Below are 19,873 nucleotides of genomic sequence, written 5' to 3'. Positions count from 1 at the left end.
GTTAGCTCATCGAACGAACAGCGAGGACACATCCGATGCCGAAAGACAGTGTGACACCCCGAACGCCAACGCCCCGTCTGCGCAAACCCGATGCGACGGACGGGGCCGCCATCTGGGAGCTGGTGAAAGCCTGCAAGCCGCTCGACGAAAATTCGATGTACTGTAATCTCGTTCAGGCCGACCATTTCCGCGATACCTGCGTGGTGGCCGAGATTGATGGCGAGGTTGTCGGCTGGATCTCCGGCCACATAATTCCTGAAAGGGATGAGCTGTTCGTCTGGCAGGTCGCGGTCAGTGATACCGCGCGCGGGCTGGGCCTCGGCCGCAAGATGCTGACCCACCTGATCGAGCGCGAGAATTGCGCCGATGCCACCCATCTCAAGACGACGATCACCAAGGACAACGACGCCTCTTGGGGCCTGTTCCGCAGCTTCGCCCGCCATATCGGCGGTGACCTGACGGACGAGCCGCATTTCGAGAAAGAGGTTCATTTCGAGGGCCGCCACGACACCGAGCACATGGTGACGATCGAGCTGCCCGCCCCGGTGCCGTTGCGCCGCGCTGCCTGATCGGCGCCCCCGGCCCCCTAATCCAAGAATTCCCTGAAAGGACGTATCATGGCCAAGGACATGACGAAGACGCATTCCATCTACGAGCGCCGCGAAAGCGAGGCCCGCTCCTACTGCCGCGGCATGCCCGCGGTCTTTACCAAGGCGCAGGGGTCCACCCTGACCGACCGCGAGGGCAAGACCTATATCGACTTCCTCGCCGGCTGTTCATCGCTCAACTACGGGCATAACGACCCGGACATGAAGGCCGCGTTGATCGAGCATATCGAGCATGACGGGATCACCCACGGGTTGGACCTGCACACCGATGCCAAGGGCGATTTCCTGCACGCGTTCGAAAGCCATATCCTCGAGCCGCGCGACATGGATCATCGCGTCATGTTCACCGGCCCGACCGGCGCCAACGCCGTTGAAGCGGCGATGAAGATCGCCCGGAAATCGACCGGGCGCACCAATGTCATCGCCTTCACCAACGGTTTTCATGGTGTGACCATGGGGGCGCTGGCGGCGACCGGCAATGGCTATCACCGGGGCGGTGCGGCCATGGATACCCATGGCGTCACGCGCATGCCCTTCGACGCCTTCGCCGAAGGCGTGGATTCCGTGGCCCTGCTGGACCAGATGCTGTCCGATGGCTCCGGCGGCATCGACGCGCCCGCCGCGATCCTGCTTGAAACCGTGCAGGGCGAGGGCGGCCTGAATGCCGCGTCGCCGGAATTCGTGCGGGGCGTGGCCGAGGTGGCCAAGAAACATGGCGCTCTTCTGATCATCGACGACATTCAGGCGGGCTGCGGCCGGACCGGCACGTTCTTCTCCTTCGAGGAAATGGGCGTGATGCCCGATATCGTGACCATGGCCAAATCCATCTCGGGTTTCGGCCTGCCGATGGCGCTGGTTCTGGTGCGCCCCGAATACGACGTGTTCGGCCCGGCCGAGCATAACGGCACGTTCCGGGGCAACACCCATGCTTTCGTCACCGCCAAGACTGCGATCTACAAGTTCTGGTCGGATGACAAGTTCCAGCAGGAGCTTGCGCACAAGACCGTCATGATCACCACGGCCCTGAACGAGATCGCCGATATGATCCCCGGTGCCACGCTCAAGGGTCGTGGCCTGATGCAGGGTGTGGACGTTGGCAGCGGAGAACTGGCGGGCCAGATCTGCGCGCGGGCCTATGAAAAGGGCCTGGTGATCGAAACGTCGGGCAGCGATGACGAGGTCGTCAAGGTTCTTGCCCCGCTGACCACGTCGATGGACACATTCCGTAAGGGGTTCAACATCCTTGTGGACGCAACCCGTGACGTCCTCGCCAATACCAAGATCGCAGCGGAGTAAGCCAAATGATCGTCAGAGACTTCAACGAGATCACCAAGAACGATCCGGACCGCGTTGTATCCGACGCCCAGTGGTCTTCGGTGCGGATGCTGCTGGCCGATGACAATATGGGCTTCTCTTTCCATATCACCTTTCTGGAGGCCGGTTCGGAACACACGTTCCATTACAAGAACCACTTCGAAAGCGTCTATTGCATGCAAGGCAGCGGCGAGATCACCGACCTGGCTACCGGCACGACCTATCCGATCCGACCGGGCGTGATGTATGCGCTTGATCAGCATGACAAGCATACTCTGAAGGCGCATGAAGAGCTGGTCATGGCTTGCTGTTTCAACCCGCCTGTCACCGGCACCGAAGTGCATCGCGAAGACGGATCCTACGCAGCCGCCGAGGAGGCCTGACATGGCCCATACTGTCGAAAAGATCGGTGGGACATCCATGTCCCGCGTCAACGAATTGCGCGATACGCTGTTCATCGGCGACCGCGATGAAGAAGACCTTTATGGTCGCGTCTTCGTCGTGTCGGCCTTCGGCGGAATTACCAACCTGCTGCTGGAACACAAGAAATCCGGAGAGCAGGGGGTGTATGCCCAGTTCGCGCAATCCGACACCGGGCATGGCTGGCATGATGGCTTGACCCGAGTGGCGGATGCCATGATCGAGGCGCACAAGGCGGTTCTCGACAATCCCGCCGATATCGACCAGGCCGATGACTTCGTGCGTGACCGGATCGACGGTGCCCGCAATTGCCTGATCGACCTTCAGCGCCTGTGTTCCTATGGTCATTTCCGCCTGTCGGAACACATGCTGCAGATCCGGGAATTGCTGTCCGGTCTTGGCGAGTCCCATTCGGCTTTCGTCACCACGCTGATGCTGCAACGTGCGGGCGTGAATGCGCGCTGTGTCGATCTTTCCGGCTGGCGTGATGAAGGGGGCGTATCCCTGGAAGAGCGGATCAAGACGGCTATGAACGGCATTGATCCCGATACGGAAATGCCCATCGTCACGGGCTATGCCCAATGTGCCGAAGGCCTGATGCGCGAATTCGACCGGGGCTATTCCGAAGTGACATTCTCGCGTCTGGCGGCCCTGACGGGTGCGCGCGAGGCGATCATCCACAAGGAATTCCACCTGTCGTCCTGCGACCCCAAGCTGGTCGGCGAGGATGCGGTGCGCAAGCTGGGCCGGACCAACTACGACGTGGCCGATCAGCTGTCCAATATGGGGATGGAGGCGATCCACCCCAAGGCGGCCAAGGTGCTGCGGCAGGCCGAGATCCCACTGCGCGTGACCAACGCGTTCGAGCCGGGCGACCCCGGCACGCTGATCGACGATCAGCCCGCCGACGACGCGGCGGTCGAGATCATCACGGGCCTCGACATCGTGACGCTGGAAGTTTTCGAGCAGGACATGGTCGGCGTGAAAGGCTATGACGCGACCATCCTGGACGTGCTGCGTCGGCACGGCGTGCGCATCGTCTCAAAGGTGTCGAACGCCAACACCATCACGCACTACCTGGACACGTCCCTCAAGACGATGCGGCGGGTGGAGAAAGACATCTCGGCGGAATATCCAAGTGCCGAGATCACGACGCGCACCGTCTCGGTGGTTTCTGCCATCGGGCGCGACCTCCGTGGCCTGTCAGTGCTGACCCGTGGCTTGCAGGCCATTGCCGGGGCAGGGCACGAGGCCATCGGTGCCACCCAAGGTCCGCGCAATGTGGATGTGCAGTATATCGTCGATCGTGACAGCCGGGACGCCGTCATCAAGGCGTTGCACGCCGAACTTATCGAGGGCGCAAGCGCGCCACTTGCCAAGGCCGCCTGACGCGGACGATTCAGGTCGTTCAGACCGGGGCCTGCCGCGTGGGGAGACGCGGCAGGCCCTTTTGCATTGTTACAAAAAATTCACTTTCCCAGCCCCATATTTCGAATATTCATGAAATATGGAAAAAGAAAGTCCCGCCCGACTCGCGACCCTTGGCCATCCGCAGCGCTTGGCCATCTTCCGGCTGTTGATGCGCCGCTATCCCGACCGGGTTCCGGCCAATGAGATCGCGCAGGCCATCGCCGCCAAGCCCAGCACAACCTCGGCTTACCTGACGGCTCTCTCCCAGGCCGGGCTCATCAGCCAGAAGCGCGACGGAACCTCCCTGCGTTACACCGTCGAGATGGACGTGGCGCAGACCCTTTTCGACGACCTGTTTCTCGATTGTTGTCGGGGCCGGGTCGATCTTTGCCTTGCCAATACCCAACGGAGGTCCGACATGGCCCAGGATACCGACCGGAAATACAGGGTGCTCTTTCTGTGCACCGGCAACTCGGCCCGCTCGATCTTTGCCGAGTCGATCCTGCGACACGTGGCTGGCGACAGGTTCGAGGCCTACTCGGCCGGCACCACGCCGCAATCCGAGCTCAACCCCTTCGCTGTCGAGGTGCTGGAACAGAAGGGCCATGACACGGGGCTTCTGCGCGCCAAACACATGAGCGAATTCCAGACCGTGGATGCGCCGAAATTCGATTTCGTTTTCACGGTCTGCAATCAGGCTGCGAATGAGGACTGTCCGGCCTGGGGCGGACAGCCCGTCAGCGCCCATTGGGGGCTGACGGATCCGGTCAAGGTCGATGGTTCGGATGCCCAGAAGAGCCTGGCGTTCCAAAACACCTATGGCGCTCTCTACCGCCGGATCTCGGCCTTTACCGCATTGCCCATTCAGGAACTGGACCGCATGTCCCTGCAACAGGCCGTTGATGAAATCGGCCAGACGAAAGACGAAATATGACTGTTTTTGCACTTAATGGCCTTGGCCGTATCGGTAAACTTGCCCTGAAACCGCTGCTGGACCGGGGAATGCAGATCGCCTGGATTAACGATGCGGTGGGCGATCCGGAAATGCATGCCCATCTGCTGGAATTCGACACGGTCCATGGCCGTTGGAATGCCGACTTCTCGTATGATGCTGACAGCCTGACCATCAATGGCACCAAACTGCCCTTCATCGGCACCCGCGATTTGACCGATTTGCCGTTGGAAGGTGTCGATGTGGTCATCGACTGCACCGGCGTCTTCAAGTCCGAGGCCGCGCTGGCCCCCTATTTCGATGCGGGGGTGAAAAAGGTGGTGGTGTCGGCCCCGGTCAAGGACGGGCCAACGGCGAATATCGTGATCGGAGTCAACGACCACACCTACGATCCGAGCCAACATCTCATCGTCACCGCCGCCTCTTGCACCACCAATTGCCTCGCCCCCGTGGTCAAGGTGATCCACGAGGGGCTGGGCATCAAGCACGGGTCGATCACCACGATTCATGACGTCACCAACACCCAGACCATCGTCGACAGGCCCGCCAAGGACCTGCGCCGCGCGCGTTCGGCGCTCAATTCGCTGATCCCCACGACCACCGGCAGCGCCACGGCGATCACCCTGATCTATCCCGAGCTGACGGGGCGGCTGAATGGCCACGCGGTGCGGGTGCCGCTGCTTAATGCCTCGCTGACCGATTGCGTGTTCGAGGTGGAGCGGCAGACCACCGCCGAAGAGGTCAACGCCATGTTCGAGGCCGCCGCCGAAGGCGAATTGAACGGCATCCTCGGCTACGAGACCCGTCCGCTGGTTTCGACCGACTACACCAACGACACGCGCTCCAGTATCGTCGATGCGCCTTCGACCATGGTGGTGAACGGCACGCAGGTGAAGGTCTACGCATGGTATGACAACGAGATGGGCTACGCCCACCGTCTGGTGGATGTGGCGCGAATGGTGGGGGCCTCTCTTTGACCTCTGCACCCGACCGGCCCGAGGGACTGAACGCCTATATCGCCGTCACGGCCGCCTATTGGGCCTTCATGCTGACCGATGGCGCCCTGCGGATGCTGGTGCTGCTGCACTTTCACACGCTGGGCTTTTCGCCGGTACAGCTGGCCTATCTCTTCGTGCTTTACGAAATCGCAGGGATGGTCACGAACCTGGCCGCTGGTTGGATCGCGGCGCGGTTCGGGTTGACCAGCACGCTTTATGTCGGGCTTGGCTTGCAGGTCTTGGCGCTGATCGCGCTGGCACAGCTTGATCCCGGCTGGGCGATCGGCGCGTCGGTGGCCTATGTCATGCTGGTGCAGGGCGCGTCCGGTGTGGCCAAGGACCTGGCCAAGATGTCTTCGAAATCGGCGGTGAAACTCCTGGCTCCCACGGAGAATGGCGGGCTGTTTCGCTGGGTTGCCCTGCTGACCGGTTCCAAGAACGCGGTGAAGGGGCTGGGCTTTCTGCTCGGCGCGGCGCTTCTGGGCACTTTGGGCTTCGTTTGGGCGGTGCTGGCCATGGCGGCGGTGCTGGCGGTGATCCTGGTGGCGGTCCTGATCGCCATGCCGCCGGGCCTGCCCAAGGGGCGCAAGGGCGCAAAATTTTCCGAGGTCTTCTCGAAATCCGCCAACGTCAACTGGCTGTCTGCGGCGCGCGTGTTCCTTTTCGGCGCGCGGGACGTGTGGTTCGTGGTGGGGATCCCGATCTATTTCTATGCCGTGCTCTCGGACGGAACCGAAGCGGGGAACCGAGCGGCCTTCTTCATGATCGGTAGTTTCATGGCGGTCTGGATCATCCTCTATGGTGGCGTCCAGGCCCTTGCCCCGCGCCTCTTGCGGGCCGCCCAGCGACCCGAGGCCGATTTGATCGGTGCGGCGCGCGGTTGGGCGCTGGCCCTGCTTGTGGTGCCGGTGATCCTGACCGGCGCGGCCTTGGCCGCCGGCCAACCGCAAAGCTGGCTTACGGTCCTGTTGGTCGTCGGTCTGCTGCTGTTCGGCGGCCTGTTCGCGGTGAATTCCGCGCTGCACTCCTACCTGATCCTTGCCTTTACCAAGGCCGAACGCGTCACCATGGATGTGGGGTTCTACTACATGGCCAATGCCGGCGGGCGGTTGCTTGGAACGGTGCTATCGGGCTTGACCTACCAGCTTGGTGGCCTGCCGTTGATGCTCGGCACGGCCTCGGCCATGGTGGCGCTGAGCGCGGTCGCGGCGGGGCGGCTCGGGCGGGCTTAGCGGCCTTTTCGCGGCCGACAATTCGTGGCATGGACAACCATGCTTCATGTGCTTCTGACACTTGTCCTGTCTGCGCTGGGCGTGGCGGGGTTCAGCCTGCTCGGCCTGCCATTGCCCTGGCTTCTGGGGCCGCTCTTCGCCTGCCTGATCGCGGCGCTGGCCGGGGCGCCTTTGCGGGGCACGCCGCGCCTGTCCACGCTGATGCGCACGATCCTTGGCGTGGCGGTCGGTGCAACGATCACCCCCGCGCTTTTCGCGCAACTTCCGACCATGATCTGGACTTTGACCATGATGCCGCTGCTGGTCCTCTGCATCGGCCTTGTCGGCTATCCGGTCCTGCGGCGCGGTTTCGGGTTCGACCATCCGACGGCCTTCTATGCGGCCATGCCGGGCGGGTTGCAGGACATGTTGCTGTTCGGCGAAGAGGCCGGCGGCGATGTTCGTGCCCTGTCGTTGATCCACGCGACGCGGGTGCTGATTGTCGTGACGGTCCTGCCTTTCCTTTTCGCATATTGGATGGGTGTGGACCTGGCCCAGGCGCCGGGCGCCCCCTTGTCCGACGTGCCCGTGCATGAATTGCTGATCCTCGCCGTTGCCGGGATCGTCGGCTGGCAAGTGGCCAAGGCCGTGGGCCTCTTCGGGGCCTCAATCCTCGGGCCGCTTTTCCTGACCGCCGGGCTGAGCCTTGGCGACGTGATCCACCATCGCCCGCCGGCCGAGGCGATCCAGGCCGCGCAGTTCTTCATCGGGTTCACCGTCGGAGTGAAATATGCCGGGATCAGCTGGCGCGAACTGCGTGTCGATGTGACCGCCGGGGTGGTCTACACGGTGCTGACCCTTGGGGTCGCCGTGGTCTTTGCCGTGGTCGCGATCCAGCTGGGCCTGCTGCCCTTCGTCGAGGCCTTGCTGACCTTCTCGCCGGGCGGGCAGGCGGAAATGGCGATCGTGGCCCTCGTCGCCGGCGCCGATGCCGCGATCGTCGTCGCGCATCACCTGGTCCGGATCGTCTTCATCATCCTGACCGCGCCGTTCATTTCGAAATGGGTGGGTGGCGACTAGTTGATGTCCAGTTCGGCGACCAGCGCGGCCCAGCCCGCGCCGTGCATGTCGCGGTCATCACGCGCACCCTGTATCGTCGGCCGTGGCAGCGAGAACTTCACCACGTTCAGCGCCGCGATATCGAAGCGTTTCACCACGGCCGGATCGGCCCGGAACAGCGCGGCGACGCGATCGGTCGAAACCCCTTTCGAAACTTGCTCGAATGCCTCGCTGCTACCGCAGAAGATGTCGATCGTCAGCCAGAACGGCCCGGCATTCTTGGACCGGACCTTCTGAACGATCTGCCCCAGTTCAGACATTGTCCACCTCCAGCCGGAACGCCTCCATCGGGTCGGACAGAGCCATCACGTGATGCAGCACGAATTCGTAGGCCGCGCCCCGGTCGATCTCGGCCGGGGAGAAGGGAAACGCGAAGGTCGGCTGTTCCTCTTCGCGGGTCAGCGGGTGGTGCAGAAGGTAGGGATTCATCAGCTTGCCAAGAGTGTTGGCGGTGGCCTGGTCGGGGCCGGTCAGGATCGCCATCACGCCCAGCTCGACCGGGTCCGCGCGTCTGTTTTCCAGCGCGCCGAGATTGGAATCCTGGCCGATCACCCTCAGCTCGGCGTGCCAGGCACCGGGGTCCAGCGTCATTCTTTCATCAACCTTGGCCCGGTGTTTTTCGAGAATATCGGCACACCAGTCATCCAAATTGGCGAGGTATCGCGGATCGCGCAGGATCGCCATGACAAGCGTCTGGTAGCCGGCGATGCGCGCGCCTTCGAGTTTCACGATGTAGGTCTCTGACGGCACCCAGACCGATCCCTCGACCCGCACCCGGCGCGTATCCAGCGCGGTGTAATGCGCCTCGTTTACGTCGAGATGCCCGCCTGGTTCATAGAGGATGAACGGGTCGGAATTCTCATAGAGCATGTGCGCCGAAACCGTATGGGGCGTGGCATTGGCGCCCTCTGCCATGGGCGTGATGGTGAAACCCGCTTCGTCGAAATCCACGAGGATCACGCCCGACTGGGGGTTGGTCGCGCAAAGGGCGCCGCATTCGCCGATCTTGGCCCCATGCCATGCCGCGCCAGCATCGCATCCGCGCGCGATAGGCAGCGCGGCGATGATCGCGGTGTCGGTGGTGCGACCAGCGATGACGATATCGGCCCCGGTTTCCAGCGCCGCGTTGATCTGTTCGGCGCCGGCCAGGGCCACAACATGCGTGCAGCCCGCGATGTCCTCGGGCGTAACCTGTGGCGCGCCGGACAGCGGCGTCAGCGCGGCTTTGGCGACTGCATCGGGGTTCTGTTCCGAGTAGAGCCGCGCAACGCGGGCGGACTGGCCCAGTTCTGACAGGATCTCGACCGTGATGTCATAGAGCCAGTCCACGGTGCTGTCGGTGCCGGAGGTCCCGGCTGTGCCGATGACCAGCGGACACCCTGCTTTCGCGCGCGCCTCGATCAGCCCGCGCCACTCGGCCTTCGTGCTCTCGCGGGCATATTTGCTGACCCCGCGGCCAAGATAGGAGGGCCCACTATCCGTGGACCCCCCGTCGATGGCGATCAGGTCCGGACCGGCCGCGATGGCGCGGTCCAGCGCCTCGGTGTCATAGCCAAGGCCAAGGGCGCCAGAGGGAACGAGAACGCGCACCATCAGTCCGTCACTGCCTGCGGTTTGCGGATCTTGTTGCGGAAGTAAACCGGCGCGATGAAGCCGGCCACGGCGAAGATCCACAGTCCGATGGCGATGGGCGACGAGAACAGGTAGGTCCATTCCCCGTCCGACAGCACCATGGCGCGGCGCAGCGCGTCCTCCATGTTCGACCCCAGCAAGATGCCCAGGATCACCGGAACCGTGGGAATGTCCATCTTGCGGAACACATAGCCCATGATGCCGAAAAGGATCATCAGCAGCAGGTCGAAGTAGCCGCCCGTCAGCGAGTAGATCCCGACGAAAGACACCATCGTTACGCCGGGCAGAAGCAACGCCGGCGGCACAGACAGCACCTTCACGAAGATCCGCACCAAAGGCACGTTCATGGCCAGCAGGACGAAGTTCGCGATCAGAAGCGAGGCGATCAGGCCCCAGACGACTTCAGGACGGTCGGTAAACAATGTCGGGCCCGGTGTGATGTTCAGGGTCATGAGCACCGCCAGCAACACGGCTGTGGTCCCCGATCCGGGCACGCCAAGCGTCAGCATGGGCACGAGGGCCCCGCCTGCGGCCGAGTTGTTGCCGGCCTCGGGTGCGGCCACGCCTTTGGGGACACCGGTGCCGAACTTGCCTTCGGGGCCGGCGATGTTCTTTTCCATCATGTAGGTCAGGAACGAGCCCAGCGAGGCTCCGGCCCCCGGCAGCACGCCCGCAATGAAGCCGACCACGCCACAGCGCAACTGGGTCCAGCGCGTGGACCAGATTTCACCCCACGGTACGCGGAACTTGTTGAGCTTGACGCCGACCGCACCACCCTTGCCGTGCTTCTCGATGAAGAAGAAGACCTCGGACACCGCGAACAGGCCGACAATCGCGACGAGGAAATCGACCCCGTCCATAAGGTGAAGGTTGCCGCCGGTCATTCGGGGCAGGCCGGAAAAGTTGTCCAGTCCGATGACAGAGATCCCCAGCCCGACACAGGAGGCGAACGCGGCCTTGGCCTGGTTGTTCGATGCGATGCCACCAAGGGTCGAGAAGGCCAGCAGGTAGAGCGCGAAGTATTCGGCGGGGCCGAACTGGTAGGCGACCCGGCTTAGGGCCGGGGCGACGAGGGCGAGCATGACCGTGGCGAAAAGCGCCCCCCAGAAGGACGCGAAGCCGGAGATCACCAGCGCCTGGCCGGGTCGGCCGTTCTTGGCCATCGGGTAGCCATCCAACGTTGTCATCAGTGCCGGTTCGTCGCCGGGGATGTTCAGCAGGATCGAACTGATGCGGCCGCCATACATCGCGCCGTAATAGACCGCTGTCAGCAGCACCAGCGCGGCGGTGGCATCCAGCCCCATGGTGAAGGTGATCGGGATCAGGATCGCGACGCCATTCGACGGGCCAAGCCCGGGCAAAGCGCCGACGATCGTGCCGATGAAACAGCCCAGAACGGCCAGCATCAACGTGTAGGGCGACAAGGCGATCGAGAAGCCGAGCGCGAGATTTGACAGGATTTCCATGTGTCAGCCCACCCTAGCCGAACCAGCCCTTGGGAAACGGCACCAGCCCCAACCCGAGAACGTATTTGAAAAGTAGAAAAAGCCCCACGGACAGGCCCAGCCCGGTCAGTGCAGACGCCAGCGGACGTGGCGTGATCTGATAGCTGAGGATTCCCGCGGTGATGGCCGTCGGGATCAGGAAGCCGAGAGGCTTGAGCGCGTAGGCATAGCCGATCAGCACCACGACCGAGATGGCCAGCGCGATGACGGCACCGAAATCCGGCCAGTCGGGTTCCTCGTCCGGTTTGAGGACCATGATTAGCCCGCACAGGCCGGCAACGGCGCCCAGGAGCACCGGAAACGTCTTGGGGCCGACGGGGTCGGACATGAAGCTGGTCGGGGTCTGAAGGGCGCTCGCGATATACGCAAACGCCCCCAGAACGACGACCACACCGAAGATGCGATCGCTTTTCAACATCACTCGATCACACCGATTTCGCGGCTCAGCTCTTCGGTGTCGGCGATCACCTGGTCGACCCAGTTCTGGAAGTCGGGACCGACCTTGGTGAAGGGGGCGAGACCATTGGCCTGGCGGACTTCGGCCCATTCGTCGCTGTCGGCGACGGCCTGGATCTTGTCGGCCCACATCGCGAAGTCCTCATCGCTGATGTCCTTGGGCACGTAGAAGCCGCGCCAGTTCACCGCGACCACGTCATAGCCCTGTTCCATTGCCGTCGGGATGTCCTCGAATCCCGGAACACGTTCCTCGGTAAGGACCGCCAGGGCCCGCACTTCGCCGCTTTCCAGGAAGCCCACGATTTCCGACATATCGCCGGTCATGGCCTGGGTGAAGCCGCCGACCGTCTGGGTGATCGCATCGGCGCCACCGTCGACACCGATATATTTCACCGAGGTGATGTCACTGAAACCGCCGGACTGAAGCACCATCAGTGGTTTCATGTGGTCGAAACCACCGGCGGCAGAGCCCCCGGCAAAGGCAACGGACCCCGGATCGGCCTTGATCGCCTCGACCATGTCGTCGAGATTCTGCATCGGGCTGTCCGCCGCCACGACGATGACCCCCGGATCGGCGCCGATCGCGCCAACCCAGCGCACCTGGTCCGCGGTCGCGTCGCCATAGGCCTGTTGAGCGAGGCGGGTGGTGGTCGCCGACGAGGCGGCGACGATCAGCTCGGCATCATCGCTGCGTTCGGCCACGGTATGGGCGAAGGCCAGGCCACCACCGGCGCCGGCCATGTTCGTGATCTGCACCGGCTGGTCGACTTCGCCCAGATCATAGAGCAGCTTGCCGACCTGGCGACAGGTGAAATCCCAGCCGCCGCCGGGATTGGCGGGGGCGATACATTCGGCGGCCATGGCACTGCTGCCGACCATCATGACGGCGGTCGTGGCGACCGCCTTCGCGGAAAAGAGTTTCATTGGTTTTTCCTCCCTTGGGGTCAAGGCTCAGCCCCGGGCCTCCCTGCCCGTTGCTTGCCAGACCAACTCTTTTGCGCTCAACCTGACACCAACCTGTCAAACGGACCCGTCACATGAAATTCCTTCTGATCGAGGACAATGCCGATCTGGCCCGAAGCGTCGCCGCGCGCCTGTCCCTGGACGGGCACGCTGTCGATCTGGCCGGGTCGCTTGCGGCGGCCGAGGATCACCTGGCCGTGGCGACCTATGACCTGATCCTGCTGGATATCATGCTGCCCGATGGCGATGGGCGAGACTTTCTGCGCACCCATCGCGCTGCCAACCGCGACACACCGGTCATCGTGATGACGGCCCGGTCAGAGGTCAGTGAACGCATCGCCATGCTGGATACGGGCGCCGATGATTACCTTACGAAACCATTTGATTTCAACGAGTTGGGCGCAAGGGCGCGGGCGGTTCTGCGGCGCCGTGACGGGGCGGCCAGCACCGAACGCAGTTTCGCGGACCTCGTCTTCGATCCGCTGACCGCGACCGTTCGGTTGGGTGATGAGACCCGCGAGTTGCGCAACCGCGAGCTGCGCCTGCTGGAGATTTTCTTTTCGGCCCCCGACCGGATCTATTCGAAGGACCAGCTGTGCGACCGGTTGTTCTCGGCCGCCGAGTCGGTCAGCGACAACGCGATCGAGGTCTATGTCGGGCGGCTCCGGCGCAAGCTGGAGGGCAGTCAGGCCCGGATCGAAACCGTCCGGGGGGTCGGCTACCGGCTGACTGCCCAATGAAGGTGCCCTTGCGGTTCAAGTCGATTCGGCAACGCCTTGTCGTCTTGCTGCTTCTGGCGGCGGCCTTGCTGTCGCTTCTGCTGTTCATCTCGGTGCGCGCCATTGCATCGGCCTCGGTGCAGGCTTCGCAGGACAGCATCCTCGGTGCGGCCACCATCGCCATTGCCGAGGAACTGCGCGGGGGCGAAGAGGGCGTGGCCATCGAGATTCCCTACGCAGCCTTTTCTATGCTGGGAAGCAGTGGAGAAGACCGGATTTTCTATCGCATCCTCGTGGGCGAAGACACGGTGACGGGCTATGGCGACCTGCCGATGCCGGTTGCGGAACTGACCGGGCTGGAACCGGTCTTCTATTCCCGCGACTACCAGGGCGATCCGATCCGGCTCGCCGCGGTCGGCCGTTCTGTCCTGGTGGAGGGCACGCCACGCCGGGTTCAGGTCATCGTGGGTCAGACGCGGACCGGGCAAGAGATGATCATCAGCCGAATGTCGAACCGGGCCGCGGCGCTGGGCATGGGCTTCTTTTTCCTGTCCGCCGTGCTGGCGCTGCTGACGGCACAGGCGGTGGTCGGGCCGGTCAATTCCCTGGCCGAGGCTGTCGGACGGCGCGGGCCGCAGGATCTCCGCGCGGTGACACGCCCGGTGCCCGAGGAACTCGCGCCTCTGGTTTCGGCGCTCAACGGCCTCATGGCGCGGCTTACGGCGGCGCTGTCCCGCACCGAGACCTTCATCGCCGAGGCCGCTCATCATATCCGCACGCCATTGGCCACGCTGCGCACACATGCAGAGATCGCGCAGCGCATCTCGGAGGAACAGGAAGTGCTTGCCCGCCTGCGCGAGATCCTGCGTGCCGCCGATGACAGCTCGCGCTCTGCCGGGCAGCTGCTGGACCATGCGACCGTTGCCTATCGCACCGATCAACGGGCCGAGGAGGACCTGGATCTGCGCGCGGTCATGGCCGACGTGATGCGCGCCGCCGAGCCGACCGCCGAGCTGAAAGACCTGCATTTCGAGTTGTCGGTGCCCGATGGCCCGGTGCCCATCCATGCCGACCGGCTGCTTCTGGAAAGCGCGGTCCGCAATCTGGTCGACAACGCGATCAAGTATTCGGACGGGGATGACGCGATTGAACTGCGCCTGACCGTCGACGGCGGCACGGCCACGCTCGCCATCCTCGACCGTGGCCGCGGGCTGGGCACAATGCAGGGCCGCGATCTGACACGGCGGTTTGCACGCGGCAGCAACGTATCGGATGTTGTGGGGTCGGGGTTGGGCTTGACCATTGTGCGGGAAGTGGCGCGGGCGTTGTCGGGCTCGTTCCGGATCGAGAACAGGGAAGGAAAGGGCGCATGCGCCATCTTGTCATTGCCATTGGCCTGAGCCTCTGGGCCGGTCTCGCCGCCGCCTTCGAGATCGAGGAGGAACGGCTGTTCGAGGCGCAGTCAGATGGGCCCGTCGTGTCGATCCTCTCGACGACGGACACGGTCGTCTTCGAGCCGGTCATCGCCGCCTTCCAGGCGCGCAACCCGGAGGTCAGCGTGCATTACACCGTCAGCTCGACCCGGCAGGTCTATCAGGCCATTGCCGAGGATGCCGCGCGGTTCGATCTCGTTGTTTCCTCGGCCATGGACCTGCAGATGAAACTGGCCAATGACGGGCTGGCGCGTGCCCATGGGTCGCAAGAGGTCGAGGCGTTGCCCGATTGGGCGGTCTGGCGCGAGCACCTGTTCGCCTTTTCACAGGAACCCGTGGTGCTTCTGCTGCGCCGCGATGCCTTCGGAAACCGGCCGTTGCCGCAGGATCGGTCCGGTCTGATCGAAATCATGCGGGACCGGCCCGCCCTGTTCGAAGGTCGCATCGGGACCTATGATCCGGCGCGCTCCGGGGCGGGCTACCTGTTCGCCACGCAGGATGCGCGCCAATCCGACAGTTTCTGGCGCCTGGCCGAGGTCATGGGGTCGCTGTCGCCCCGGCTCTATGCATCCACCGGGGCAATGATACGTGACCTGGAATCCGGCGACATCGTTGCGGCCTACAATGTGCTGGGCAGCTACGTCGCCGGGGGGTTGTCGATCGGCGATGCGGGCGCCGTGGTCGAGTTGCGCGACTTCACCCACGTGCTGCTGCGCACCGCCCTCGTGCCAGCCAGTGCGGACCAGCCGGAACTTGGCGGGCGGTTCCTCGATTTCCTTCTGTCCGAGGCGGGGCAGACGGCGCTCGACCGGGACGCGCGGCTGCCACGAATCGACGGACGGGCACTGACGACCAACCCGCACCAACGCCCGATCCGGCTGGATACCGGGCTGTTGGTGTTCATCGACCCGCTGATGCGCGACCGGTTTCTTCAGGAATGGGCGGCCGCCGTCACCCGGCCCTGAGCGGATTTGTGTTCGCCTGTCTGCGGGGCTAGGTCTCGCGATGAACCAGGAGGGAGAGGCCATGCGGACCATCATCATCACCGGGGCCGGGCAGGGGATCGGGCGCGCATGTGCCGAGGCATTTCTTGCCGAGGGCTGGCATGTCGGGCTGATTGGCCGTCGTGCCGACCTGCTGGAAGAGGTGGCCGAAGGCTATGACGGGGCGCTGGTGCTGCCCTGCGACGTGACCGATGAGAACGCTGTGGACAGCGCGTTCGACAAGGTGGTTGGCGCGTGGGGCCGGCTCGACGCCTTGTTCAACAACGCTGGCGTCTCTGCACTGGGCGCGACGATCGACGCCGTATCCGTGGAGGATTGGCGGCGCTGCATCGACATCAACCTGACAGGGGCCTTCATCTGCGCCCGCGCGGCCTTTGCCCGGATGCGTGCTCAAGATCCGCAAGGCGGGCGGATCATCAACAATGGCTCGGTCTCGGCCCATGTGCCGCGCTGGGGCTCTGCGCCCTATACCGCGTCGAAACACGGGATCACCGGCCTGACGCGGTCGATCTCGCTGGATGGGCGGCCGTTCAACATCGCGTGCGGCCAGATCGATATCGGCAACGCCCTGACAGAGATCACAGCGCGCATGGCCGACGGGGTGCCCCAGGCCGACGGCACGGTAGCGCCCGAGCCGGTGATGGACGTTGCCCATGTGGCGGATTCGGTGCTGCACATGGCCGGGCTGCCGCTGGAGGCCAATGTGCAATTCATGACCGTCATGGCGACGAAGATGCCCTATATCGGGCGTGGCTGAAGGAGACTGTGATGAAATTTCTGCGTTTCGGAGAACTCGGCGCTGAACGGCCCGGCCTTCTGGATGGTGAAGGACGGATCCGTGACCTGAGCGATGTGGTCATGGATTTTGCCGGACCGACCGTCTCGAACGAGGCGCTGGCCGAACTGGCCGCGATAGACGCCGAGACACTCCCGTTGGTCGCGGAACCCGGCCGCATTGGGGCCTGTCTGGCGCATGTGCCGAACTTCTTCTGCATCGGTTTGAACTACGCCAAACACGCCGCGGAGTCCGGGCTCGACGCACCTGACGAACCGATCCTTTTTTCCAAGGCAAGCTCCGCTCTTTCCGGGCCGAATGATCCGGTGTTCATTCCCAGGGGCAGTCACAAGACCGATTGGGAGGTTGAGCTGGGCGTCGTGATCGGGCGAGAGGCCTCCTATGTCAGCGAGGCCGAGGCTTTGTCTCATGTCTCGGGCTATTGCGTCGTCAATGACGTGTCCGAACGCAGTTTCCAGATGGACCGGGGCGGCCAGTGGATCAAGGGCAAGTCGGCGCCGACATTCGGGCCGGTCGGGCCTTGGCTGGTCTCGGCTGACGAGGTTCCCGATCCACAGGCTTTGGGGCTGAGCCTGACGCTCAACGGCGAGGTCATGCAGGACTCGACCACTGCGGACATGATCTTTTCCGTCGCGCGGATCATTAGTCACCTGAGCCAGTTCATGATCCTGCAACCCGGCGACATCATCGCCACCGGGACGCCCTCGGGCGTCGGCATGGGCCAGCGGCCGCAACGCTTCCTGCGGTCCGGCGACGTGATGGAACTCACGGTCGAAGGGTTGGGCACCCAGCGCCAGGAGGTCCGCTAACGCGCCAGCGCCTGGGCGAATTCATGATATGATGTTTTCGGCGTCCTCTTCATGGTGTCGTAGTCCACGTGCACCATGCCGAAGCGTTTCTCGTAGCCGAAGGCCCATTCGTAATTGTCCAGCAGTGACCAGTAGAAGAAGCCCTTCATGTTCGCGCCTTGCTCCATGGCCTCGGCGATCGCGCGCACATGGTCGGACACGAAACTGACCCGCGCCGGGTCGTAGACAGTTCCGTTTTCCACGCGGTCGTCCCAGGCCATGCCGTTCTCGGTCACGTACATGGGCAGGTCACCCACGTAATCGCGCGACAGTCGGACCAGGATGTCGCGCAGGCCTTGTGGATGGATTTCCCAACCCATTTGGGTTTTGGGCAGCGGACCCTCGACAGGTTCGACGGACGGCCAGGCCATGTCCGGCGCCGCGCGCAGAAGTCCGCGCGTGTAATAGTTGACGCCCAGCCAATCCAGCGGCTGTCCGATCAGCGCCATGTCGTCCTGCCAGCCCGCCGGCATGTGTGGGGCAAAGCCTTCCATCGCCTCTTCCGGGTAGCTGCCTTGCGTGATCGCCTCGATGAACCAGCGATTGAAGATCGCGTCCTGCCGCGCGGCGGCAGCGATGTTCTCGGGGGCGCCGTCCACCGGGGCACTGGCCTCGAAATTCAGCACGATTCCGGAATTCTCGAGGCCCTCTGCGCGCAGAACCTCCATCGCGGCCCCATGCGCCTTGAGCACATGGTGCATCGCCCGGGCGGCGGCACGGATATCGCGCAGGCCCGGCGCGTGGTGGCCCAGGAAATGCGACAGGAAGGACACGCACCACGGCTCGTTTATCGTTGCGGTGGCGTGCACGCGGTCGCCAATCTTGCGGGTAATGATTTGAACGAAATCGGCGAACCATTTGTGCACGTCCGGGTTGGCCCAGCCCCCAAGGTCGGCGAGGGCCGAGGGCATTTCCCAGTGATACAGAGTCTGGAACGGCTTGAGCCCGCGTTCCAGCATCCCGTCGACAAGCCGATCGTAGAAATCCAGACCTTCGGCATTCACCGCGCCGCGCCCCTCGGGCAGAACCCGCGGCCAGGAGGTCGAAAAGCGATAGGCATCCATGCCACCGTCGCGCAGCAGGTCAAGGTCGTCCTGCCAAAGCAGGTAATGGTCGCAGGCGCGGCTGCCATCTTCGGCGCCGATCACGTTGCCTGGCACCTGGGCGAAACTGTCCCAATGGCAGGAGCCTGCGCCGCCATGGGCGGACCCCTCGATCTGGTAGGCGGCCGTGGCGGCCCCGAAAAGGAAATCCTCGGGAAAGTCGGAGCGGTTGAATTCCATGATCTTCCTCAATCGGCTGGGGCCGGTCCGGTCGAGCGGCCCACCATCAATTCGGCTTCCAGCAGGACCTGCTGGGGCGGAGCATCCGGCATGCTGATCCTGTCGATCAGCATTTGCGCCACTTGTCGACCCGCATCGCGTACCGAAGAGCGTGTCGAGGTGAAAAGCGGCACATCCGCGCCGGTTGTGAAATACGACAGCGCGTCATCATGGGTGATCACGGAAACATCCGCGCCCATCCGTAGCCCGCGTTCTTCCAGGGCGCGGCGCACCCCGAGGGCACTGATCATCGACGACACCAGGAACGCCGTTGGCGGCATCGGCCGGTCCAGAAGCTCTAGCGCGCCGCGATAACCCATGGCTTCGGTCATCTCACCACTGATCTCGAAACCGGGATCGGGGTTGATGCCCCGCTCCGTCAGCGCCAGTTCGTATCCTGCCCGGCGCCGCGCGGCAAAGTCCATGGCTTCGAGCCCGTTGAGCAGCGCGATGCGCCGATGGCCGAGATCAAGAAGAAACTCGGTCGCCCTCTGGAACGACCGCCGATTGTTCACATCAAGCCAGGAATAGTCCGGGGCAAGCCCCGATGCACGGCCATGCACGACAAAGGGCAGGTCAAGGTCCTGCAGCAGGGGAATGCGCGGATCGTCCTGGCGGGGGCCATGCACGATCACGCCATCGACAACCCCGCGCCGCTTGAGCGACCGGTAGGCTTCTTCGGCCTGTTCGTCCTCGACGACCGAAATCAGCATCTCGTAGCCGCATTTCGAATAGGTTTCGCCCGCGCCGGCGATGAAATCGCCGAAGATCGGGTTGACCATCTCGTGCTTGGACGAGATCGGGATGACATGGCCGATCGCGTGGGACCGCCCTGTGGCCAGCCCCTTCGCGCGTGCATTCGGCAGGTAATTGTAGCGTTCCGCCGCATCCAGAACGCGCCTGCGGGTTTCCTCCTTGACCTCGGGATAGCCATTCAGCGCCCGGCTCACAGTGGTCTGCGAGAGGTTCAGCTTGGCAGAGAGTTCCTTGAGGTTCATGAGGCAGATTTTAAAACGCTTTGAGATTTCAGGCTGTCGTGCATCCTTTCCCGAGCCGCGCCAAAAATCAATGAAAAAACCGAAGGATACCGCGCAATCGCAGAATTATTCATGCTGCGACTGCAGCGTTGACAGGGTGCATTCTTTGCTTCATGGCTATGAAAC

20 protein-coding genes are annotated in these 19,873 nt (G+C 63.5%); 13 read left to right on the top strand and 7 right to left on the bottom strand.

What is annotated here, in order from left to right; all coding sequences use genetic code 11:
• Nucleotides 1–35 precede the first annotated feature (35 nt).
• The 8 genes from ectA to DFK10_RS04290 all read left to right on the top strand — a co-directional run bounded on the left by ectA (nucleotide 36) and on the right by DFK10_RS04290 (nucleotide 7,993).
• Nucleotides 36–569 (top strand): diaminobutyrate acetyltransferase, encoded by a 534-nt coding sequence (ectA, locus tag DFK10_RS04325; RefSeq protein ID WP_109386951.1) that lies wholly within the window; start codon nucleotides 36–38, stop codon nucleotides 567–569.
• 48 nt (nucleotides 570–617) lie between these two features.
• Nucleotides 618–1,904, top strand: coding sequence for a diaminobutyrate--2-oxoglutarate transaminase (gene ectB / locus DFK10_RS04320; RefSeq protein WP_109386949.1), 1,287 nt, complete (start codon nucleotides 618–620; stop codon nucleotides 1,902–1,904).
• A 5-nt stretch (nucleotides 1,905–1,909) separates the two neighbouring features.
• A complete protein-coding gene (locus DFK10_RS04315) occupies nucleotides 1,910–2,305 on the top strand; it encodes an ectoine synthase (RefSeq protein WP_109386947.1) in 396 nt (131 codons plus the stop codon).
• Nucleotide 2,306: 1 nt separating this feature from the next.
• Nucleotides 2,307–3,731: an aspartate kinase gene (locus DFK10_RS04310; protein WP_109386945.1), complete on the top strand. Its 1,425-nt coding sequence runs from the start codon at nucleotides 2,307–2,309 to the stop codon at nucleotides 3,729–3,731.
• 118 nt (nucleotides 3,732–3,849) lie between these two features.
• Complete coding sequence (locus DFK10_RS04305) at nucleotides 3,850–4,686, top strand: arsenate reductase/protein-tyrosine-phosphatase family protein (protein WP_109386943.1); 837 nt, start codon at nucleotides 3,850–3,852, stop codon at nucleotides 4,684–4,686.
• Nucleotides 4,683–5,681, top strand: a complete 999-nt coding sequence (locus DFK10_RS04300) for an ArsJ-associated glyceraldehyde-3-phosphate dehydrogenase (protein WP_109386941.1) — start codon at nucleotides 4,683–4,685, stop codon at nucleotides 5,679–5,681. Before DFK10_RS04305 ends, DFK10_RS04300 begins: the two co-directional genes overlap by 4 nt.
• A complete protein-coding gene (gene arsJ, locus DFK10_RS04295) occupies nucleotides 5,678–6,934 on the top strand; it encodes an organoarsenical effux MFS transporter ArsJ (protein ID WP_109386939.1) in 1,257 nt (418 codons plus the stop codon). The genes DFK10_RS04300 and arsJ overlap by 4 nt, the downstream gene beginning before the upstream one ends.
• Before the next feature lie 39 nt (nucleotides 6,935–6,973).
• A complete protein-coding gene (locus DFK10_RS04290; RefSeq protein ID WP_109386937.1) occupies nucleotides 6,974–7,993 on the top strand; it encodes an AbrB family transcriptional regulator in 1,020 nt (339 codons plus the stop codon).
• On the opposite strand, the gene DFK10_RS04285 is transcribed toward DFK10_RS04290, so the two are convergent.
• Genes DFK10_RS04285 through DFK10_RS04265 form a run of 5 tightly spaced genes read right to left on the bottom strand, consistent with a single transcriptional unit; the run spans nucleotide 7,990 to nucleotide 12,549 of the window.
• Nucleotides 7,990–8,292 (bottom strand): DUF4387 family protein, encoded by a 303-nt coding sequence (locus DFK10_RS04285; RefSeq protein WP_109386935.1) that lies wholly within the window; start codon nucleotides 8,290–8,292, stop codon nucleotides 7,990–7,992. The two genes, DFK10_RS04290 and DFK10_RS04285, sit on opposite strands and share 4 nt — an antisense overlap.
• Nucleotides 8,285–9,625: an acyclic terpene utilization AtuA family protein gene (locus DFK10_RS04280; protein WP_235866762.1), complete on the bottom strand. Its 1,341-nt coding sequence runs from the start codon at nucleotides 9,623–9,625 to the stop codon at nucleotides 8,285–8,287. The genes DFK10_RS04285 and DFK10_RS04280 overlap by 8 nt, the downstream gene beginning before the upstream one ends.
• A complete protein-coding gene (locus tag DFK10_RS04275; RefSeq protein WP_109386933.1) occupies nucleotides 9,625–11,130 on the bottom strand; it encodes a tripartite tricarboxylate transporter permease in 1,506 nt (501 codons plus the stop codon). Before DFK10_RS04275 ends, DFK10_RS04280 begins: the two co-directional genes overlap by 1 nt.
• 13 nt (nucleotides 11,131–11,143) lie before the next feature.
• A complete protein-coding gene (locus DFK10_RS04270) occupies nucleotides 11,144–11,587 on the bottom strand; it encodes a tripartite tricarboxylate transporter TctB family protein (RefSeq protein WP_109386931.1) in 444 nt (147 codons plus the stop codon).
• Nucleotides 11,587–12,549: a Bug family tripartite tricarboxylate transporter substrate binding protein gene (locus DFK10_RS04265; RefSeq protein WP_109386929.1), complete on the bottom strand. Its 963-nt coding sequence runs from the start codon at nucleotides 12,547–12,549 to the stop codon at nucleotides 11,587–11,589. Before DFK10_RS04265 ends, DFK10_RS04270 begins: the two co-directional genes overlap by 1 nt.
• A gap of 113 nt (nucleotides 12,550–12,662) precedes the next feature.
• On the opposite strand from DFK10_RS04265, the gene DFK10_RS04260 reads away from it, so the two are divergent.
• The 5 genes from DFK10_RS04260 to DFK10_RS04240 all read left to right on the top strand — a co-directional run bounded on the left by DFK10_RS04260 (nucleotide 12,663) and on the right by DFK10_RS04240 (nucleotide 17,349).
• The gene (locus DFK10_RS04260; RefSeq protein ID WP_109386927.1) at nucleotides 12,663–13,328 is read left to right on the top strand and encodes a response regulator transcription factor; all 666 of its coding nucleotides are present in this window, start codon (nucleotides 12,663–12,665) and stop codon (nucleotides 13,326–13,328) included.
• Entirely contained in the window at nucleotides 13,325–14,707 is a 1,383-nt protein-coding gene (locus DFK10_RS04255) for a sensor histidine kinase (protein WP_109386925.1), read from the top strand. The genes DFK10_RS04260 and DFK10_RS04255 overlap by 4 nt, the downstream gene beginning before the upstream one ends.
• Complete coding sequence (locus tag DFK10_RS04250; protein ID WP_109386923.1) at nucleotides 14,677–15,705, top strand: ABC transporter substrate-binding protein; 1,029 nt, start codon at nucleotides 14,677–14,679, stop codon at nucleotides 15,703–15,705. The genes DFK10_RS04255 and DFK10_RS04250 overlap by 31 nt, the downstream gene beginning before the upstream one ends.
• Nucleotides 15,706–15,766: 61 nt before the next feature.
• Nucleotides 15,767–16,501 carry an SDR family oxidoreductase gene (locus DFK10_RS04245; RefSeq protein ID WP_109386921.1) on the top strand — a complete coding sequence of 245 codons (735 nt, stop codon included), beginning with the start codon at nucleotides 15,767–15,769 and terminating at the stop codon, nucleotides 16,499–16,501.
• Between the two features lie 11 nt (nucleotides 16,502–16,512).
• Nucleotides 16,513–17,349, top strand: coding sequence for a fumarylacetoacetate hydrolase family protein (locus DFK10_RS04240; protein ID WP_109386919.1), 837 nt, complete (start codon nucleotides 16,513–16,515; stop codon nucleotides 17,347–17,349).
• On the opposite strand, the gene DFK10_RS04235 is transcribed toward DFK10_RS04240, so the two are convergent.
• Both DFK10_RS04235 and DFK10_RS04230 read right to left on the bottom strand, forming a co-directional pair.
• Complete coding sequence (locus tag DFK10_RS04235) at nucleotides 17,346–18,671, bottom strand: GH1 family beta-glucosidase (RefSeq protein WP_109386917.1); 1,326 nt, start codon at nucleotides 18,669–18,671, stop codon at nucleotides 17,346–17,348. The two genes, DFK10_RS04240 and DFK10_RS04235, sit on opposite strands and share 4 nt — an antisense overlap.
• An 8-nt stretch (nucleotides 18,672–18,679) precedes the next feature.
• A complete protein-coding gene (locus DFK10_RS04230; RefSeq protein ID WP_109386915.1) occupies nucleotides 18,680–19,708 on the bottom strand; it encodes a LacI family DNA-binding transcriptional regulator in 1,029 nt (342 codons plus the stop codon).
• Nucleotides 19,709–19,873 lie beyond the last annotated feature (165 nt).

The sequence above is a fragment of the Salibaculum griseiflavum genome (assembly GCF_003129565.1).
GTDB classification, from domain to species: Bacteria; Pseudomonadota; Alphaproteobacteria; order Rhodobacterales; family Rhodobacteraceae; genus Salibaculum; species Salibaculum griseiflavum.
Note: the sequence above shows the minus strand (reverse complement) of the source record. Positions and strands in the feature narration are given on the sequence as shown.

Coding starts and splice junctions, on each gene's coding strand:
- DFK10_RS04255 (WP_109386925.1), top strand. CDS start 13,325: ATGAAGGTGCCCTTGCGGTTCAAGTCGATTCGGCAACGCCTTGTCGTC.
- DFK10_RS04305 (WP_109386943.1), top strand. CDS start 3,850: ATGGAAAAAGAAAGTCCCGCCCGACTCGCGACCCTTGGCCATCCGCAG.
- ectA (WP_109386951.1), top strand. CDS start 36: ATGCCGAAAGACAGTGTGACACCCCGAACGCCAACGCCCCGTCTGCGC.
- DFK10_RS04260 (WP_109386927.1), top strand. CDS start 12,663: ATGAAATTCCTTCTGATCGAGGACAATGCCGATCTGGCCCGAAGCGTC.
- DFK10_RS04280 (WP_235866762.1), bottom strand. CDS start 9,625: ATGGTGCGCGTTCTCGTTCCCTCTGGCGCCCTTGGCCTTGGCTATGAC.
- DFK10_RS04300 (WP_109386941.1), top strand. CDS start 4,683: ATGACTGTTTTTGCACTTAATGGCCTTGGCCGTATCGGTAAACTTGCC.
- DFK10_RS04250 (WP_109386923.1), top strand. CDS start 14,677: ATGCGCCATCTTGTCATTGCCATTGGCCTGAGCCTCTGGGCCGGTCTC.
- DFK10_RS04265 (WP_109386929.1), bottom strand. CDS start 12,549: ATGAAACTCTTTTCCGCGAAGGCGGTCGCCACGACCGCCGTCATGATG.
- DFK10_RS04240 (WP_109386919.1), top strand. CDS start 16,513: ATGAAATTTCTGCGTTTCGGAGAACTCGGCGCTGAACGGCCCGGCCTT.
- DFK10_RS04235 (WP_109386917.1), bottom strand. CDS start 18,671: ATGGAATTCAACCGCTCCGACTTTCCCGAGGATTTCCTTTTCGGGGCC.
- DFK10_RS04245 (WP_109386921.1), top strand. CDS start 15,767: ATGCGGACCATCATCATCACCGGGGCCGGGCAGGGGATCGGGCGCGCA.
- DFK10_RS04230 (WP_109386915.1), bottom strand. CDS start 19,708: ATGAACCTCAAGGAACTCTCTGCCAAGCTGAACCTCTCGCAGACCACT.
- DFK10_RS04310 (WP_109386945.1), top strand. CDS start 2,307: ATGGCCCATACTGTCGAAAAGATCGGTGGGACATCCATGTCCCGCGTC.
- DFK10_RS04290 (WP_109386937.1), top strand. CDS start 6,974: ATGCTTCATGTGCTTCTGACACTTGTCCTGTCTGCGCTGGGCGTGGCG.
- DFK10_RS04285 (WP_109386935.1), bottom strand. CDS start 8,292: ATGTCTGAACTGGGGCAGATCGTTCAGAAGGTCCGGTCCAAGAATGCC.
- DFK10_RS04270 (WP_109386931.1), bottom strand. CDS start 11,587: ATGTTGAAAAGCGATCGCATCTTCGGTGTGGTCGTCGTTCTGGGGGCG.
- DFK10_RS04315 (WP_109386947.1), top strand. CDS start 1,910: ATGATCGTCAGAGACTTCAACGAGATCACCAAGAACGATCCGGACCGC.
- DFK10_RS04275 (WP_109386933.1), bottom strand. CDS start 11,130: ATGGAAATCCTGTCAAATCTCGCGCTCGGCTTCTCGATCGCCTTGTCG.
- ectB (WP_109386949.1), top strand. CDS start 618: ATGGCCAAGGACATGACGAAGACGCATTCCATCTACGAGCGCCGCGAA.